Here is an 18479-nt window from a genome sequence, read left to right on the forward strand (position 1 = left end):
GGTGAGCGAGCGTCAGCCGGAAACACCCCAAAGGTGAGCGAGCGTCAGCCGGAAACACCCCAAAGGTGAGCGAGCGTCAGCCGGAAACACCCCAAAGGTGAGCGAGCGTTCTGGGTGGGAACGGCGCAAAAGTGGGACGGCGGCGCAACGGGACTGCCGCCGTCGGGCGCCAACTAACTTGCGCGGCACATCAACAGGGACGCTCGCTCACATATATGGCCAAACACCGGAACGCTCGCTCACATCTATCGCCAAACAAAGGGACGCTCGCTCACATATATGGCCAAACACCGGAACGCTCGCTCACATCATGTGAGCGAGCGTCCGCCCAAAACCCCACATAGGTGAGCGAGCGTCCGGAAGGGCTAGTTTTGGTTCAACTCGGCCGAGATCGCGAGGGCGGCTTCGCGCAGCAAGGGCACGGCGCGGTCGGCAAAGTGCTGGTCCACGCGGGACACCGGTCCGGAAACGGAAATAGCGGTCGGGGTGGGAGCGTTGGGGACGGCCATCGCGAAGCAACGGACGCCAATCTCCTGCTCTTCCTCGTCGATCGAGTAGCCGCGTTCACGGATCCGGTTCAAATCGGCGAGGAGGGATTCGATGTCCCCGATGCTCTTCGCCGTGGGTGTGGGCATGCCCGTGCGGGCCACGATGCCGCGGACCACCTCATCATCCAGCTGTGCCAGGATGGCCTTCCCGACGCCGGTGTCATGCGTATGGGCGCGGCGGCCCACCTCGGTGAACATGCGCATGGAGTGCAGGGACGGAACCTGGGCAACGTAGATGACCATGTCGGAATCCAGCACGGCCATGTTGGACGTTTCGCCAAGCCGGTCCACGAGGGACTTCAGCTGGGGACGGGCCAGTGCTCCGAGTTGCTTGTTGGCGCCTTCGCCAAGCCGGATGAGCCGGGGGCCCAGAGCGTAGCGACGATTGGGCAGTTGCCGGATGTAGCCGAGGGACACCAAGGTGCGCAGCAGGCGGTGGATGGTAGGGAGCGGCAGGTCCGTCGACGACGACAGTTCGCTCAACGTGACGTCTCCGCCGGCGTCAGTGATGAGTTCCAGCAGTTCGAAGACGCGCTCGACGGACTGCACGCCTCCCGAGGGCTTTTCAGCCATTCCGTTGTCTCCTATGGCTCGGAATCCGACAACTCTTATCCGCATCGTGAAAAGAATTGCTTAGAACACTCAAGATACAGCACGCGACGCCGGAAAGCTCGCCCAGCAACTAGGGCTTGTGTTTCCACTTTGTAGATAATAATATCCATAATACGAAAACATTCGGTTTGAGCGGAGGCCCACTACGGGCCTGTACGAGGAGGAAATTCAATGGCGAACCCGAGCCCCGGAAATTCGATCACCCTGCGCGTCGCCGCGCCGTCGAGCTTCACTGCCACGAGCGAGCTGGCCGCAGCCGTCGCCGCTGCCGGTGCGGCCATCACCGCACTGGATGTGACCGAGTCGCACCACGAGACCCTGGTTGTTGACGTCACCTGCAACACCACGGACGAAGATCACGCCAACCGCGTCAAGGACGCCCTCAACGCGCTCGACGGCGTCACGGTCCAGCACGTCTCGGACCGCACCTTCCTCATGCACCTGGGCGGCAAGCTCGAGGTCGTCCCCAAGGTGGCCCTGCGCAACCGCGACGACCTTTCGCGCGCCTACACTCCCGGCGTCGCACGCGTCTGCCTCGCGATCGCCGAGGACCCTGCCGCGGCCCGCAACCTGACGGTCAAGCGGAACACGATCGCCGTCCTCACCGACGGTTCGGCCGTCCTTGGCCTGGGCAACATCGGCCCGGCCGCAGCCCTGCCTGTCATGGAAGGCAAGGCCGCGCTGTTCAAGCAGTTCGCCAACGTCGACGCCTGGCCGGTCTGCCTGGACACCCAGGACACTGAAGAAATCATCATGATCGCCAAGGCCATGGCTCCGGTCTACGGCGGCATCAACCTTGAAGACATCGCAGCCCCGCGCTGCTTCGAAATCGAGAAGCGGCTCCGCGACGAGCTGGACATCCCCGTCTTCCACGACGACCAGCACGGAACGGCAATTGTCACCCTCGCGGCCCTCGTCAACGCATTGCGCGTGGTGGACAAAAAGCTCAGCGAGGTCAAGATCGTGGTTTCCGGCGTCGGCGCTGCCGGCTCTGCGATCATCCAGCTCCTCAAGGCCCAGGGCGCGCAGCACATCGTAGCCGCAGGCCGCTCCGGCGCCATTCACTCGGGCGAAAAGTACGACGACGAGCACCGTTCCTGGATTGCCGCGAACACCAACGAGGCCGGCTTCTCGGGCACGCTGCACGAAGCCCTCAAGGGTGCCGACGTGTTCATCGGCGTCAGCGCTCCGCACGTGATCGGCGAAGAGCAGGTCGCCTCAATGGCCGAGGACGCGATCGTGTTCGCCATGGCCAATCCCACCCCGGAAATCGACCCGGTAATTGCGTCCAAGCACGCCGCTGTGGTCGCCACCGGTCGGAGCGACTTCCCCAACCAGATCAACAACGTGCTGGCCTTCCCGGGCTTCTTCCGTGGACTGCTCGACGCCGGAGCATCGGACATCATCCCGGAAATGCTCGTGGCCGCCGCAGAGGCTATCGCCAACCGGGTTGCAGATGATGAACTGAATGCGAGCTACATTATCCCCAGCGTCTTCGACCCCCACGTTGCCGCCGACGTCGCCGCAGCCGTAGCAAACGCAGCAAACGCAGCAAACGCAGGCCGCTAACGCTCTCTAGGAAAGGACCATCCCATGGCTCTCCAAGTCACAGACCCCCGGCCGATCGAACGAGCCGAGGAGATCCTGACTCCCAAGGCGTTGGCCTTCGTGGAGGAACTGCACCGCCGTTTCGCGGGCACCCGCACCGAGCTCCTGGCGGCCCGTGTCGCCAAGCGTGAAGACGTGGCCCGCACCGGCCGCCTCGACTTCCTGCCCGAAACGCAGGATATCCGCGACGGCGACTGGAAGGTTGCCGAAGCACCCAAGGCCCTGCAGGACCGCCGGGTCGAGATGACCGGCCCGGCCTCCCCGGCCAAGATGGCCATCAACGCCCTGAACTCCGGCGCCAAGGTATGGCTCGCCGACCTCGAGGACGCCAGCACCCCGACATGGGCGAACGTCATCGACGCCATCCTCAACCTCCGCGACGCCGCCCAGGGCACCCTGAGCTACACCTCCCCGGAGGGCAAGGAATACCGGCTCCGCACGGACGCGCCGCTCGCCGTCGTCGTCGCCCGCCCCCGCGGCTGGCACATGGACGAACGGCACTTACTGCTCGACGGCGAACCCACCGTGGGCGCGCTGGTGGACTTCGGCCTGCACTTCTTCCACGTGGCCAAGCAGCTCCTGCTCAACGGCCACGGCCCGTACTACTACCTGCCCAAGATGGAAAGCCACCTCGAGGCTCGCCTCTGGAACGATATCTTCGTCTTCGCCCAGGACTTCCTCGGCATCCCGCAGGGCAGCATCCGCGCCACCATGCTGATCGAAACCATCCCGGCCGCATTCGAAATGGACGAGTTCCTCTACGAACTGCGGGACCACGCCTCCGGCCTTAACGCGGGCCGTTGGGACTACCTGTTCAGCATCGTGAAGTACTTCCGCGACGCTGGCGAGTCCTTCATCCTGCCGGACCGCGCGTCCGTGGTCATGACGGCCCCGTTCATGCGCGCCTACACGGAACTGCTGGTCAAGACTTGCCACAAGCGCGGTGCCTTCGCCATGGGCGGTATGGCAGCAGTCATCCCGAACCGCCGCGAGCCGGAGGTCACGGCCCAAGCCTTCGAGAAGGTCCGTGCTGACAAGACCCGCGAGGCCAACGACGGTTTCGATGGTTCCTGGGTGGCCCACCCGGACCTCGTCTCCACCTGCCGCGAAGTATTCGACTCGGTCCTGGGCGACAAGCCGAACCAGCTGGACAAGCAGCGCCCGGAGGTCTCCGTGACCGCCGATCAGCTGCTGGACATCTCCTCCGCCGGTGGCCACGTGACCGAGGCCGGGCTTCGCTTGAACCTCTATGTCGCGGTCGCGTACACCGCCGTGTGGCTCTCCGGCAGCGGCGCCGTCGCCATCCACAACCTCATGGAAGACGCCGCCACCGCGGAAATCTCCCGTTCCCAGGTGTGGCAGCAGATCCGCAACAAGTCCGTCCTGGCCGACACCGGCAACACGGTCACCCGCGAACTGGTCACCCGGATCCTGGGCGAAGAGACCGATCGCCTGCGCAGCGAGGTTGACGCCGAGTCCTTCGAGAAGTTCTACGAGCCGGCCAGCCGCCTGATCGCCGACATCTGTCTCTCCGAGGACTACACGGACTTCCTCACCACTCCCGCCTACGAGCTGGTGTAGGGATGGCCGCTTCCTCTTTCTCTGCGGCAGATCTCGCCGCGATCGACTCCCAGCTGGCCGCCACCGACCAGCTCCTGGAGCGCAATTACCCGGGCGACGACGGCACCCGCCAGCCCGTGCACACGGTGTACGTCCCGGCGGACCGTTTCACGCCGTCGCTCTCCGCTGAATGGGGCGCCCAGGCGATCACGACGGCGGAGGCCCACGGCGGTCTCGAAAGGCTCGGCACGTTGCTGGGCCAGGAGCCCGAACTGGCTGCCGCCGTCGCCGCCCGTGTGGCTGCCAAGTTGCGCAGCGAACCGATCGAGGACTTGCGCCTCGACTTCGAGGACGGCTACGGCGATCGCGGCGACGAAGCAGAAGACGTCGCAGCGGTAGCGGCGGCCCAGGCCGTCAGCGAGGCCGTTGCCGCGGGTTCTGCCCCGCCGTTCATCGGCATCCGGTTCAAATGCTTCGAAGCCCCCACCCGGGCACGTGGCCTGAAGACCCTGGACCTGTTCGTCTCCACGTTGGCCTCCGCCGGAGAGCTGCCCGAGGGCCTCATCCTGACCCTGCCGAAGGTCACCACAGTGGCCCAGGTGCAGGCAATGGACTTCGCGGTCTCCCGTTTGGAAGAGATCCACTCCCTTCCGGCGGGCCGGCTCCGCTTCGAAGTCCAAGTGGAAACACCGCAACTGATTCTCGGCCCGGAGGGGACCTCCCCCGTGGCCCAGCTTCCGCACGCAGTTCCGGGCCGCATCAGCGCCCTGCATTACGGCACCTACGACTACTCCGCTTCGCTACAGATCTCCGCGGAGTACCAGTCGATGGAGCACCCGGTGGCGGATTTCGCCAAGGAAGTCATGCAGTTGGCCGTTGCTGGAACGGGCATCCGGCTCTCCGACGGCTCCACCAACATCATCCCGGTGGGCGACAACGTGGAAAACGCGTGGAAGCTGCACGGCCGCTTGGTCCGCCGCTCCCTTGAACGCGGCTACTACCAGGGCTGGGACCTGCACGCCGCCCAGTTGCCCAGCCGGTTTGCGGCAACGTATGCCTTCTACCGCGAAGGCCTGCCTGCAGCCGCGGCCCGCCTCCGCAACTACGTGGAGCGCACCGAAGGCGGCGTCATGGACGAACCCGCCACCGCCCGGGCCCTGGCCGCCTTCGTCCTGCGCGGCGTCCAGTGCGGAGCCGTAGGTTCCGAAGAAGTGCTGGCGCTTGCCGGCGTCGAACTCCCCCGGCTGATCGCACTGGCTCATCCGCGGCTCGCACACACCACCTCCAAGTAAGGATCCAATGATGGGCAAGTACTACTATCCCCAAGGCGGCCTGCCGCCGCAGACCCACCTCACCACCGAACGCGCAATCGTCACGGAGGCCTACACGGTCATCCCCAAGGGTGTGCTGACCGATATCGTGACCAGCAACCTGCCTGGCTTCTCCAACACGCGTTCTTGGATCATCGCCCGCCCGATCTCCGGATTCGCCACCACGTTCTCCCAGTTGATCGTTGAGATCGGCCCGGGTGGCGGCGCTCCCAAGGCCGAGTTCGAGGCAGGCGTTGAAGGCGTCGTCTTCGTCACCAAGGGCAAGGTCAACCTGACCCTCGACGGCGAACTGCACCAGCTCGAGGAGGGTGGCTACGCCTACCTGGCTGCCGGTTCCACCTGGGGCTTGGAGAACGTCTCGGATGACATCGTCTCCTTCCACTGGATCCGCAAGGCCTACGAGCGCCTTGAAGGCTACGAAGCCAAGTCCTTTGTCACGAGTGACGACGAGGTTGAAGCGGGCGAAATGCCGGACGTCAACGGCGTCTGGGCAACCACGCGCTTCGCGGACCCCAATGACCTGGCCCACGACATGCACGTGAACATCGTGACGTTCCAGCCCGGCGGCGTCATCCCGTTCCCGGAAACCCACGTCATGGAACACGGCCTATACGTCCTGGAGGGCAAGGGCATGTACCTGCTCAACAATGACTGGGTCGAAGTGGAAGCAGGCGACTTCATGTGGCTGCGCGCCTTCTGCCCGCAGGCCTGCTACGCCGGCGGCCCGGGTCCGTTCCGGTACCTGCTGTACAAGGACGTCAACCGTCAGGTCAAGCTGACCTAAGCTCCCCCTTCCGGCTATCCCAACTGACTCGCAGTAGTTGTCGTTATGAGCGCTCATAACGACAACTACTGCGAGTCAGTTGGGTTTGGGCCACACCCGCGTTCTCAGCGTTGACCCCCTCGCTTCCGAAGAGGACGATCGAAACTACGGGGGCAACAGCGCCCAGCCGTTGCCCTGCAGCGTAGCTTCAGGAGGCAGCCATGGAGGCTGCGCGGGCTTCTCAGACTTCCCGCGTATCCCAGACTTCCCGGCGAGCGCGGGTTTCCCGGGCACGGACCACCGCACCGATGGCGGGATTCCGGGTGGCCGTAGTCCTGGCTTTGATCCTGGCTTCCGGCGCTTGCACCTACCCCCTGACAAGTGAACCCCCAGCAGGTTCCTCGCCGTCCGATTCGCAAACGGCACTTCCGCAATCCCCGATTGCGGATTTCTTCGCGCATGAAATGCTCAACCGGGGCGCGCCGGCCGTCGTCGTCCAGATCAAAGTCCGGGGACAGGAATGGTCCCAGGCCTACGGCAGCCAAGACGTTGAGACCGGCGAGCCGGTAGCCGTGACGGACCGGATCCAGGCCGGCGGCATCACGCAGTCTATGGTGGCGGTCTCGGTGCTCAAGCTGGTCCAGGAAGGAAAGCTGGGCCTTGAGGACCCCGTCACGGAATACTTCCCGGAATTCCAGCAGCTCGTCAACCCGCCTGGCCCCATCACGGTCCGGTCCCTGTTGAACCACAGCTCCGGCCTGCCCGATGCACCGGAAGCCATCTTGAAGGCCATGCCGCCTAAGCAAGCCATCGACACGAGGTTCACCATCGAGGATTATCTCCGGATGGCCGGGACCGTGCCGTGGGCGCACGCAAACTTCCAGCTCTTCCGCTACTCGGATGCCAACTACTTCGCCTTGGCCGCGATCGTCCAGAAGCTCCGCGGCCGGCCGATCGGCGATGTCCTGAATTCAGATATCTTCGTGCCGCTGGGAATGAGCCACACCTCGCTGGCAGCCGAGCCGGACCGGGATGCGCGCGACATGATCCAGAGCTATGAATTCATCGACGGCGAACGCATCAACGCCTCGCAGCCGGAGTATCTCGTCGGTTCTCCCGCAGAGGGAGTCATCTCCACCGTCGGCGATATCAACACGTTCTATGCAGCGCTCATGCAGGGCCGGCTACTCACGGCGAACACCCTCCACGAAATGCAAACCCTGTGGCAGGAGAACTACGGACTCGGGCTGCAGCGCTGGAATGACGAATGCACCAACGGTTTCTACTACGGCTACGGCGGCAGCACCTGGTTCGCGAGCATTTCGTTGTCCACGAGCGACGGGAGCCGCCAGATAACCCTGAGCTTCGCCTATCCATCCGACACGAACAAGCACATTGAATCAACGGACGGCAGCGGCCAGCCGGAGTTCGAGCAACTCCGGGAGGTGGCCATCGCGACGATGAACGGGCTCTGCTGAGTCGCGACGCCCAGCCGGGTTTCGCGGCGCTTAGCCCGCCGTTCCACCGCCCGCAAGCCGGTACGACTCTTGCAACAGCTCAGCCAGCTCCTCGACGTCGATCCGCTCCAAGCGGGCCAGCACAAGCTTCGGGGACCGTTCGTGGTGCGGCGTCCAGAAGTACGTGCCGGGATCGGTTCCGGCCAGCGCTTCCCGTTCCTCTGTTTTGACGGTGAGGACGCCGTCTTCCCAGATCCGAGCCATCAAGGTCTTGCCGAACCAAGCTGGCCGGCCCCAACTGGGCCGCTCGCTTACGCCTGGCAATCCACGGCAGATCTGCCGGACATCTTCCTCTGTGGCCATGGTTCACTGTGGCATCCGAGCCCTGACCAAGCAATGGCTCTCCTGCTAGGGTCTGACCATGGATGAAAAATTGGGGAAATTCATCGAAGACTTCGCAATACTGACTCGGCTGGCCCAGTCCGGATTGGACCATGCCGACGACGGCGAGCAGCTTCTACAGGCGTTGACCGGACACCTTGGCGTGCCCGCACACGAACTATCCGTGGTGGCGGAGGAGATCCCGGCGCACCGCCTGGTGGATGTGGACATCGTCATGGAAGGGCTTGCCGGCCGGGATCCGGACTACCGGCTGGTGGGCATCGGAGGCGGTGACCAACGCCACCGCATGTCCTTCAGCGACATGCTCCAGCAGTCCCGCAGCTACCCGCGCTTTCCCCTCGCCCAGCCGGACTACACCAACCTAGCCACGGGCCCGGAGCAGCAGCGCCAGGCCGTGGCACTGGGACTCTGGCTTTTCAACTATTACGGCTCGCCCGTGGCAGTCCTCCAGCGCGGAGCCAAGATCGACCGTGGCCGGCAGACTGCCTCGCTCGAAGTTCTGGCCACCCGCCCTGCCGTCGCTTCCGGGCTCCTGGCCGACGTGCGGCGCGACATTGAGCACCAGAGCGTTTTCAAGGGCCAGATCATTGCCCTCGCTGTCAGCGATTACGGGCCGAGCATCAGTGGGGTGACCTTCATCAGGCGCCCGGAACTCGCGAGCAGCGATGTGGTCCTTCCGGATGGGCTCCTCGACAAAGTGGAGGGCCACACCCTGGGCATTGCCCGGCAAGCGGACGTCCTGGCGGCGCACGGACAGCATCTCAAGCGCGGCCTGCTTCTCTATGGGCCGCCGGGCACCGGCAAGACACACACGGTCCGGTACCTGCTGAGCCAAAGCGAGGGTACGACGGCGGTACTCCTCTCCGGCGGTTCGCTCGCCAGGATTGCCGAGGCAGCCAAGATTGCCCGGGCTTTGGCGCCGTCCATCGTGGTCCTGGAGGATTGCGATCTGATCGCCGAGGACCGCAGCTTCGGCCATGGGCCCAAACCGTTGCTTTTCGAGGTGCTCGACGCAATGGATGGGCTGGACAACGACGCCGACGTCGCGTTCGTGCTGACGACCAACCGCGTGGACCTTTTGGAGCGGGCACTCTCCCAGCGGCCGGGAAGAGTGGACCTGGCGGTGGAGGTCCCCCTTCCGTCCAAACACGAACGGGTAGAACTCTTGAGGCTATATTCGAACGGACTCCCGTTCTCCTCTTCGGCGATCGAAGGCGCGGCGGCCCACACAGCCGGCACCACGGCGTCGTTCGCTAAAGAACTGATCCGACGCTCAGTGGTCGCAGCCGCGCTGGCGGGCGAGACCCCCGGCGATTCGCACTTGAGCGACGCGGTGGGAACACTCATGGCCGACGGTGAAGCCCTGACGCGGAGCCTTCTCGGAAGCAACGGCCGGGAGCCCATCGCGAAGGATTAGCCGCGACTCCAGCTCAAGCTCGGCACGCCAAGGACGCACTCAGTCTGCAGTTCCGTCCTGTTCGGACTCTTGGTCCGCGGGCGTCCACGTGAGCTTGACCGTGGCCCCGCCGTTGTTCTCGTCGATCCTCATGCGCAGTTCCTCGCCATAGAGGAACTCGTGTTCAAAATGCCGTCCGTCAATGCGAGCCGCATCCAGGAGCTTCGTCATCGCCGTTGCCATCGCCCGGCCCCAGTCATGCGGATTCTTGCTGGACGCTTCTTCAAGGGCTGAATAGCTGACCATAGATCAATTGTTCTCCGGCGCGCTAAGTTCTGCCAGACCCCCGCCTATTGCGGGAAGCAGCGCCCGACGGCGGCCGACCGCGCCGTCGTCGGGCTCCTGGAGTAGCCATCCGTCGGCGATCAGCAGCTCCCGGAGCATTGGCCTGTTGAGTGGTTCCGGCCCGGTCCTGGCCTTACGGCGCACCGAGTTCAGAAGCTTCTTCACCCCATCGACCCCGATACCCATACTGACAGCCACATCCGCCATCGTCCCGCCCGAACTTCCCAGATACAACGAGACCGCCTCGTGTTCGCGCTGGGTGAGGCGGATTTGCGGCCCCGGGGCCGCGAGGACGTGGGCGAGCTCGGGCAAGACGAACCTCTCACCGCGCGCTGCCGCACGCACAGCCATCGTCAACCCATCTGCCCCGACCGTCTTGGGCATGAACGCCAGGGCGCCCGCGTCGAACGCCTGGCGGATAACCATCGGCGTTGAAACGGAGCTGAACACGACCACCTGCGAACCGGTGGAGAGAATGGCTTGGACCTTGGACCGCAACGGAATCCGGTCGCCAAGCAGGACGTCCAGCAGGACAACATCAGACAGCTCGCCCAGTGAAGCCGCCACCTCCGCCCAGGAACCATACCTGCCCACCACGTCCAACCCGGCGGCGTTGGCATCCAGCCATGAAGCCAGTCCCTCGCGGAGCACCGCGTGGTCTTCAACGATGTCCACCTGAATCCGCGGCATCGCGGCCTTGAAATGTCGCCGAACCCACATTGGCCCAGCACTCCTCTCGATAAACGGATGCCCTCGCGGTCCCCCGGCGACAAGAACAGCGGCGGTGTTTGCGGTTCCTATCCCTTGCGCAGCGTCACGTACGGTTCGTGGTGGGGAAAGGCATCCCCGCCGTTCACGGCGTTCACGGCGCTCAGCGCAAGAATCCGTGCGCCATCAAGGGAGCCTCCCTCGGGAGTGCGGAGTTCCGCATCGGGACGGAGTCTCTTGAACTCTTGCCGGAACGGCTCCAGCAAGAGTTCCCCCGCGTCGAAAAGACCGCCGGTGTAGGTGCCGATAGGCGGGAGCCCTGGCCGAAGGGCAGTTGAGAGCGTATTCGCAAGGTGGATGCCGGCGAGCTGCCAGATCAGAAGCGATGCCGGGTCACCTTCGTGGGCGGCAGCAGCGACTTCTTTGCTGAAGGTTGCCAAAATGCCTGCCCGGTCCGATCGGGTGTAGATCTGTCGGGGCAGTTCCTCCGGTTCTCCGATCCAATGGCGAAGCCGGTCCAGCAGGACGTGGGAGCCGTGGGGCCGGCCATCGAGCGCTGCAAGGGCCGCCTGGAGTGCCTGAATGCCGATCCAACTGCCGCTGCCTAGATCGCCAAGCACGTGGCCCCAGCCATCGACCCGTTTCCACCGGGAGGAAAAGTCAGTTCCCAGACCCACCACCCCGGTGCCCGCCGCCACGACCGCGCCTCCCCGCAAGCCCAAGCCTCCGACCAACGAGGTCACGGAGTCGGAAGCCAGGACCCGGGTGATCGGGCCGAAGTGGGATCGGAGCAGGCGGTCGATGTCCTCTCTCCCGTTTGCGAGTCCGAGGAGGCCGCTCATCCCGACAGCCACGGCGACAATCGTGCCGCCGCCACCAGCATCGACTGCACGCTTCGCTTCGGGGACCAGCGACTCCAGAATGGGGTGCAGGTCGATTCCGGATGGTGTGACGGATATCCTGCTGCCGCGAATCGGGACTGGGGTGCCACCCGTACCGGATGAAACTTCGTTGAGGACTGCCCTGCTGCCGCTGCCGCCGACGTCAACGGCGAGGGTCCATTCTTTCAAGTCAACTTCCAATCTGTTGTCCTGACATGAAGGTAGGCCCTTGGAACATTCATGTCAAGAACTTACCTAGATCTATCGAAGTAGGTAATATACATACATCAGCCTTTCGGTGTTTGTATGTACCGCATCAATGGTGGAAGCTGGGAGGACCCCGAACCAAGGAGCCGCAGTGGACAAGGCAGGAAACGGCGAGTCGTCAAGGACCGTTCTTCTCAGGATCCGTTCGGCACTGCCGACGCTCCGGCCATCGGAGCGCACGGTAGCCGAAGCAGTCCTTGCAGATCCGGCCCACGTCGCCGAGATGCCCATCGGCGAGCTCGCCGAAAAGTGCGGAACGTCCACCACGTCGGTGGTGCGCTTCTACAAAAAGATCGGCTACAACGGATACTCCGACCTTCGCCTCGACCTGGCACGTGAAAGCACACGCGAAAGCCTTGTCAACAACATCCCTGCGGAACTCTACGAGGACATCGACAGGGCCGACTCCATCCAGGACGTCGTAGCCAAAATCGCCATCAACGAGACGGCCTCCATCGCCGACACAGCTCAAGCGCTCGACATTGAAAAGCTGATGGAGGCCATCACGGCCATTTCAGCGGCCAAGAGAATTGATGTCTTCGGTATTGGCGCCGCGGCCCTGGTTGCCCGCGACTTTCAACAGAAACTGCACCGCATTGGCAAGATCGCCTTCAGTTGGTCAGATGCCGACGCGGCCTGGACATCAGCGGCCCTCACGGATTCCAACAACGTGTCAGTGGCAATCTCCCATTCCGGTACGACATTCGACACCGTCGAATTCGTCAAGATCGCAAAGGAGAACGGGGCAACCACCGTCGCCGTCACGAATCATCCCGATTCCCCGCTGGGACGAGCGGCCGACATTGTGCTGAGCACCGCAGCACGGGAGTCGCCCTTCCGCCCCGGGGCGATGGGCAGCCGCATCGCCCAGATGATGTTGATCGATTGCCTGTTTGTTGGCATCGCGCAACGTTCATACGAGGGGTCAATCACGGCTTTGCGCAAAACACGCGCGGCCGTCCAAGTTCGGCGGATGCATCCGGACTCCCCCTAAAGACCACGCAAAACCCGGCGCTCCACGACGGTCGATTGCAGGGATGTAGGCAGGATCGGGGTCGACGGGTCAGCTGGCAGGGTCCGGGGGCAGGCGAAGTCCCGCCGCGGCCATGTCCGCCGCCAGCACGCCACCGAGCTTGGCATGTCCGGCAGCGTTCAGGTGCACGCCGTCCACCAAGTCTCCCGCGACCTGGTACTTGCTGATCCAGTCGCCAACGCTGAAGAACGGAGCCCCGGCCTTGGCCGCGATATTGCCCAGCAGTGTGTCAACCTGCGTACGGCGGCCCCCACCGGCGTTGGCACCCCTGGCAAGGGTTCCAATCATCGCGATCTTCGACAGTGGATACCTCTTTTTGAGAGTTGCGAGGAGCCTGTTGGCGTTTGCCGTGATCTCCGCATCGCTGGCGTTGCGGGAGGCGTCGTTGCCTCCACCCTCGAGCACGATCAGCGGCGGCGTCTCATACGGCAGGACCCAGTCTCCCCGTTGCAGCGCATCGATGTAGTTGCCGCTGGCTTTCGTTGCGGCCGCGTATCCTGTACCGCCCCGGGCCACGGAATACACCTTGTAACCAAGCGAGCCCAAAGCCACCCGCGGCCAGGAGCCCATTGGCACAGACTGCGAGTCGCCAATGAGGACGGCGGTGTGCCGGATATCCTCGAGGATGATTTCGTTCCGGTTGTTGCCGGGGTTCTTGTACAAGGACCCCACGGGAAGCTTTGACGGAACCGGCCCGGAATCAGCTTTCTTGGGACCTTGGCCCGCTGCCGCTGGACTCCCGGAGGGCGCAACAGGCGCCGCTGTCTGCTTCCCGCTGACTGACTGGGTCGGCTCTGTCGGCGCCTGGGCACAGCCAGCCAGGACCACGCCAGCGACGACAACGGAGACGGCGAAGCGGAATATGCGAGGTTTGTCCATCGTCCTGTCCCGAGCGTGCTTTCTCTTCGTTAAAGCGTCGTAGAAGCAACTTTCCATTGCCCTGTTGACCGGTGTCGGAACGAACCGACAGCCTGCCTACGTCGGAGTCTATTGGATCCGGACGGGGAAGGTTACCGCGACGTGGGAACTACCCTCGTTGGACGGCCTGTGTGGAAGAATTTCATTTCGCACCCCCATCCTTCCGACGCACAGATAGGAACCCAGTGCACACACCGGCGCCCGAGCCGGGAACCCCGCCTGTCCCCGACGTCCGCTTGCGACGATCATGGACGGGAAGACTGCGCTCAGCGCAGCTCACGTTGGGTTTTGTCATCGTTTTCTGGGCGTTGGGAGCACTGACCTCAAGTCTCGCCACGGGACCGGACGCGCAATTGCGGCTCAACGTCGCACTGACGCCTCGCTCCATACCTGATCACTGGTGGGCCGCTGTGGCTTCCGCCGTCTGGGCCAGGGACCTGCCGGACTACGTGCTGGGAACTGCGTTGGTGCTGCTGCTCGGCGTGCCCCTGGAACGGCGAATGGGACGGCGGGCGTACGCAATCGCTGCCGTCTCCAGCCAGGTTCTGGGCGTTGGCATTGCCCTTGGATTCCTGGCCTTGGCCCAAGGCTTGCTGGGTAGCTGGACGGAGGAGATAGGCAGCCACCTGTTCCTGGGTCCGAGTGCGTTCATCATAGGTACCGCCATGGCCGGAACTGCGTCCATGGCAACCCTGTGGAGGCGCCGGATCCGGCTGGTCGTCTTCGCCTTGTTGCTCCTCCTGGCCCTGTACAGCGGAGGGTTTGCGGATCTGGTCAGGCTCGGAGCCGCAGGGGCAGGCACGGTTCTCGGGCCACTGCTGATGGGCCGTCGGCCGCGGTTTGGGCGCCCGGTCAGTTCCCGGCACGAGGGCCGCGTGCTACTTTCGCTGCTCATTGCTGCATCGGCGATCGGTCCGGTAGTCGCCGGCCTTATCCCGCACGCGGTGGGGCCGTTGTCCATCCTGCGCTTCCTGTTTACCAACATCCAGCCCGTCGATCCCCAAACACTCCAGGGCCTCTGCTCGGATCCGGCGCAAGCGAAGGACTGTGCCGTCGCACAGCTGCAGTTGCGCGCCGGCGCCGGCGGGATCTTCATGGCCATACTTCCGTCCTTCCTCCTGTTGTTGCTTGCGGAGGGCCTCCGCCGAGGACGGCGCTTTGCCTGGGTGGGGACCCTTTTGATCCAGGTGGGTCTTTCCGTCCTCGCCGGAATTGCCCTTGCCGGAGTCTTGCAGCCGACTACTTCGGATACCGGTGCGAGCGAGGGGATTGTCGCAATCGAAGGATCGGCTTCCTCGCAGCCGTTCACCCTTGCCCTGCCGCTGCTTCTGCCCCTTGCGCTGACCATCATTCTGCTCGCGACCCGGCGGCTGTTTCATGTCCAGGCGCCGAAAGGGACCTACCGGCGCCTAGCTGTCCGGGTACTTGCGATGGCGGCTGTGCTTAGTGTCGTCTATGTCGGCGCCGGGTTCTTCCTCGCCCGGGAGTTCTCCCCTGTTCCGGGGCTGCCGGATCTACTGGCGGATGTCCCTGACCGCTTCCTTCCGCTGGGCTTCGTCCTGGACGTGCCCCCGGCCATCTTCCCCCAAGGCACGGCCGCTGTTCTCGTGTACGAAGGCGTCGGCGTCGTCTTTTGGGCCGTTGCGGGTGTCCTGATCTTCAGGACTTTCCTCCACCAAACCCACACCCGGCACGACGCCAGTACGGAGCGTGCCCGGAAAGTCATCAAGACGTGGGAGGGAAGCTCGCTGTCCTGGATGACCACTTGGCCGGGAAACATGTACTGGTTCTCCGCTTCCGGGCAGTCCTTTGTCGCGTACCGGGTCAGCACGGGGGTTGCCCTCACGCTCGGCGGCCCGGTGGGACCCAAATCCGAGATGAACGCCGCCTTCACGGAATTTGCCCGCTATTGCAGGGGCAATGGGTGGACACCGTGTTTCTACTCCGTACCCCAGGAATTGCGCGACCACGCTGATTCCTCCGGATGGAGCTCGGCACAAGTAGCCCAGGAAACGGTCCTGCCATTGCATTCGGTCTCCTTCAAGGGAAAAAAATTCCAGGACATCCGCACGGCGTTGAACAATGCCGCGAAGGCGGGCATCCGCTACGAATGGACGAGTTACGCCTCGGCTCCTTTCTCCGTCCAGGTCCAGATCGAGGAAATCTCCGAAGAATGGGTAGCAGACAGGAACATGCCCGAAATGGGCTTCACCTTGGGCAGCCTTGACGAGCTCGACGACCCCGAGGTGCGCTGCCTGCTTGCGATCGACCAGCGCCACACAGTTCACGCAGTCACGTCTTGGTTGCCCGTATACCGCAACGGGCACATCGTGGGCTGGACCCTGGATTTCATGCGGCGCCGTAGCGGTGGCTTCCGTGCCAGCATCGAATTCCTCATCGCTTCCGCTGCCCTCAGCCTCAAGGATGAAGGATGCGAATTCGTGAGCCTTTCCGGAGCACCCCTGGCGCGGGCCGAAGAGGATCCTTCCGAGATGCCACGCCCAAGGCCACGATCCCGGCCTCCCGGTAACCTCGACCGCTTGCTCGACTGGTTGGGGGCGACTTTGGAACCGGTGTACGGGTTCAGGTCCCTCTTGGCGTTCAAAGCAAAATTCCGGCCCCGGTACGAGCCCCTCTACATGCTCTACCCCGATGCCGCTTCCTTGCCTGCCGTGGGAACCGCGGTGGCACGTGCCTACCTGCCAATGCTCAACTTCGGAGCCGGGCTGGCCTTGGCAGGCCGGATCTTCCGCTGGCCCAAGCGCTCCGGAACGTCAGGTCAAAGCCGTCCCTGAGGCCGCCGACGACGCATGTGACGACTCTGTCGAGGAGCCCGACGGCGGGATCCCGCCGATCAGGACATTGCTGTGGTGCGCTTTGCCGTGGTGAAGTTGCAAGGCACTGAGCACCAAGCCGAAATGGCTGAAGGCCTGGGGCATATTGCCAAGTTGGCGGCCCGCATGTGCGTCCCATTCTTCGCTCAGCAGGCCCACGTCATTGCGCAAGGCCAGAAGCCTCTCGAAGAGGGCTGTCGCCTCCGCGCGGCGCCCGGCGCCCAATAGTGCGTCCACCATCCAGAAGGAACACGCAAGGAAGACGCCCTCCCCACCCGGCAGTCCGTCGTCGCTGTCTTGCGGACGGTAGCGCAGCACAAAGCCGTCTTCCGTCAGCTCACGCTGGATGGCGTCAATGGTGCCGATCACACGCGGATCGTCGTGCGGCAGGAAGCCCACTTTGGGGATCAGGAGGAGGCTCGCGTCCAACTCCTTGCTCCCGTAGGACTGGACGAAAGTGTTGCGGTCGGCGTCGAATCCGTGGGTCATGACTTCGTCGTGGATGGTGTCCCGCAAAGCCTCCCAGCGATCTACCGGGCCGGGCATCCCGGATTCACGGATTCCCCGGACCATCCGGTCAACTGCAACCCATGCCATCACTTTCGAGTGCACGAAGTGGCGCCGCGGGCCCCGTACTTCCCAAAGTCCGTTGTCGGGCTGGTCCCAGGTGCCCTCAAGGTGGCGCATCAGGGCGGTCTGGATAGCCCAGGACTCATCGCCCACGGTCATCAGCGATGCGCGGGTCAGGGACAAGCAGTCCAGGACTTCTCCCCAGACGTCCAGCTGAAGCTGCTCCGCTGCCGCATTCCCGATTCGCACCGGCGTCGAACCCTGGTATCCCGAAAGCCACGTCAGCTCCGTCTCGGGCAATCTCCGGTGACCGTGCAAGCTGTACATGATCTGGAGGTCGGCCGGGTCGCCGGCTACTGCGCGGAGCAGCCAATCCCGCCATGCGGTGGCCTCCTCGGTATAGCCGGCGGCGAGGAAGGCTTGAAGGGTCAACGTGGCATCACGCAGCCAGCAATAGCGGTAGTCCCAATTCCGCGGCCCGCCGATCTGTTCGGGGAGCGAGGTGGTGGCGGCGGCAACAATGCCCCCGGTAGGCGCATAGGTGAGGGCCTTCAGCGTGATCAAGGAACGCTGAACGGCTTTCCGGTAAGGCCCCCGGACGGTGCAACGCTTGGACCAATCGGTCCAGAATGCTGCCGTGTCGTCGAGGGCGATATCTGCCTCGACGGTGCGCGGCCGCCGTTCGTGGCTGGGCGCCCAGGTCAGGACGAAGGGGACGTGGTCGCCGGCGTTCACCGTGAACTCGCTGACCGTGGTGAAGTCCTTGCCTTTCAACGGCGCCGGGGTCTTGAGGTAGACGGAGTCCGGGCCGGCAACCGCGCGGAGGCCGTGCCTGTCGCGGCGCACCCAGGGCACTACGTGTCCATAGTCGAACCTCAGGATCAGCTCACCGCGCATCTTGACCGTCCCGCGGATCCCTTCAACCACCCGCACGATGTCCGCGACGCCGTCGCGCGGCGGCATGAAGTCGATGACCCGGACGTGCCCTTCTTCGGTTTCCCAGTCCGTTTCCAGGATGAGGGTGCCGTCCCGGTACTGGCGGCGCGTGCAAATGCCCCCGGATTCGGGTGCCAAGAGCCAGCGCCCGGCTTGGGGGGAATCCAGGAGGGCGGCGAAGCACGCGGGCGAATCGAAACGCGGGAGGCACAGCCAGTCTATGGAGCCTGCCGTGCTGACCAGGGCCGCGGTGTGCAGGTCCCCGATCATTGCATAGTCTTCGATTCTTTGGCCGGTAGGCGCTTGACCG

Annotated in this window: 15 protein-coding genes; 8 read left to right on the top strand and 7 right to left on the bottom strand. The window is 64.1% G+C overall.

All coding sequences use genetic code 11. From position 1 onward, the window contains the following. Positions 1 to 365 precede the first annotated feature (365 nt). A complete protein-coding gene (locus tag NFJ07_RS15805) occupies positions 366 to 1121 on the bottom strand; it encodes an IclR family transcriptional regulator (protein ID WP_184741615.1) in 756 nt (251 codons plus the stop codon). A gap of 210 nt (positions 1122 to 1331) precedes the next feature. On the opposite strand from NFJ07_RS15805, the gene NFJ07_RS15810 reads away from it, so the two are divergent. The 5 genes from NFJ07_RS15810 to NFJ07_RS15830 all read left to right on the top strand — a co-directional run bounded on the left by NFJ07_RS15810 (position 1332) and on the right by NFJ07_RS15830 (position 7900). Beyond that, positions 1332 to 2729 carry an NAD-dependent malic enzyme gene (locus tag NFJ07_RS15810; protein ID WP_269995750.1) on the top strand — a complete coding sequence of 466 codons (1398 nt, stop codon included), beginning with the start codon at positions 1332 to 1334 and terminating at the stop codon, positions 2727 to 2729. Between the two features lie 24 nt (positions 2730 to 2753). Next, the gene (gene aceB, locus NFJ07_RS15815; protein ID WP_269995752.1) at positions 2754 to 4349 is read left to right on the top strand and encodes a malate synthase A; all 1596 of its coding nucleotides are present in this window, start codon (positions 2754 to 2756) and stop codon (positions 4347 to 4349) included. A 2-nt stretch (positions 4350 to 4351) separates the two neighbouring features. Continuing rightward, on the top strand, positions 4352 to 5620 hold the full coding sequence (locus NFJ07_RS15820; RefSeq protein ID WP_269995753.1) for a DUF6986 family protein: 1269 nt from the start codon (positions 4352 to 4354) through the stop codon (positions 5618 to 5620). Between the two features lie 10 nt (positions 5621 to 5630). Continuing rightward, entirely contained in the window at positions 5631 to 6443 is an 813-nt protein-coding gene (locus tag NFJ07_RS15825) for a bifunctional allantoicase/(S)-ureidoglycine aminohydrolase (RefSeq protein WP_269995755.1), read from the top strand. A gap of 200 nt (positions 6444 to 6643) precedes the next feature. Further along, a complete protein-coding gene (locus NFJ07_RS15830; protein ID WP_269995757.1) occupies positions 6644 to 7900 on the top strand; it encodes a serine hydrolase domain-containing protein in 1257 nt (418 codons plus the stop codon). A gap of 30 nt (positions 7901 to 7930) precedes the next feature. Here the strand turns inward: NFJ07_RS15830 and NFJ07_RS15835 are convergent, their stop codons facing one another. Continuing rightward, positions 7931 to 8242: an MmcQ/YjbR family DNA-binding protein gene (locus tag NFJ07_RS15835; RefSeq protein WP_269995759.1), complete on the bottom strand. Its 312-nt coding sequence runs from the start codon at positions 8240 to 8242 to the stop codon at positions 7931 to 7933. A gap of 58 nt (positions 8243 to 8300) precedes the next feature. Between NFJ07_RS15835 and NFJ07_RS15840 the strand changes: the two genes are divergently transcribed. After that, complete coding sequence (locus NFJ07_RS15840; protein WP_269995760.1) at positions 8301 to 9698, top strand: ATP-binding protein; 1398 nt, start codon at positions 8301 to 8303, stop codon at positions 9696 to 9698. A gap of 39 nt (positions 9699 to 9737) precedes the next feature. On the opposite strand, the gene NFJ07_RS15845 is transcribed toward NFJ07_RS15840, so the two are convergent. The 3 genes from NFJ07_RS15845 to NFJ07_RS15855 all read right to left on the bottom strand — a co-directional run bounded on the left by NFJ07_RS15845 (position 9738) and on the right by NFJ07_RS15855 (position 11800). Then, on the bottom strand, positions 9738 to 9983 hold the full coding sequence (locus NFJ07_RS15845; RefSeq protein ID WP_269995761.1) for a hypothetical protein: 246 nt from the start codon (positions 9981 to 9983) through the stop codon (positions 9738 to 9740). A 3-nt stretch (positions 9984 to 9986) separates the two neighbouring features. Further along, positions 9987 to 10742, bottom strand: coding sequence for a hypothetical protein (locus NFJ07_RS15850; protein WP_269995762.1), 756 nt, complete (start codon positions 10740 to 10742; stop codon positions 9987 to 9989). Positions 10743 to 10819: 77 nt separating this feature from the next. Further along, complete coding sequence (locus NFJ07_RS15855) at positions 10820 to 11800, bottom strand: N-acetylglucosamine kinase (protein WP_269995763.1); 981 nt, start codon at positions 11798 to 11800, stop codon at positions 10820 to 10822. 169 nt (positions 11801 to 11969) lie between these two features. Here NFJ07_RS15855 and NFJ07_RS15860 point away from each other — a divergent pair, with 169 nt between their 5' ends. Continuing rightward, positions 11970 to 12872, top strand: a complete 903-nt coding sequence (locus tag NFJ07_RS15860) for a MurR/RpiR family transcriptional regulator (protein ID WP_269995765.1) — start codon at positions 11970 to 11972, stop codon at positions 12870 to 12872. Between the two features lie 69 nt (positions 12873 to 12941). Here NFJ07_RS15860 and NFJ07_RS15865 read toward each other — a convergent pair whose 3' ends face one another. Then, positions 12942 to 13790 (bottom strand): SGNH/GDSL hydrolase family protein, encoded by an 849-nt coding sequence (locus NFJ07_RS15865; protein WP_269995767.1) that lies wholly within the window; start codon positions 13788 to 13790, stop codon positions 12942 to 12944. A 224-nt stretch (positions 13791 to 14014) separates the two neighbouring features. Between NFJ07_RS15865 and NFJ07_RS15870 the strand changes: the two genes are divergently transcribed. Beyond that, a complete protein-coding gene (locus NFJ07_RS15870; RefSeq protein ID WP_269995769.1) occupies positions 14015 to 16624 on the top strand; it encodes a bifunctional lysylphosphatidylglycerol flippase/synthetase MprF in 2610 nt (869 codons plus the stop codon). Here the strand turns inward: NFJ07_RS15870 and NFJ07_RS15875 are convergent. Continuing rightward, complete coding sequence (locus NFJ07_RS15875; protein WP_442865359.1) at positions 16604 to 18439, bottom strand: glycoside hydrolase family 15 protein; 1836 nt, start codon at positions 18437 to 18439, stop codon at positions 16604 to 16606. The two genes, NFJ07_RS15870 and NFJ07_RS15875, sit on opposite strands and share 21 nt — an antisense overlap. Positions 18440 to 18479 lie beyond the last annotated feature (40 nt).

The organism is Arthrobacter sp. B2a2-09 (genome assembly GCF_027587375.1).
GTDB lineage: Bacteria > Actinomycetota > Actinomycetes > Actinomycetales > Micrococcaceae > Arthrobacter.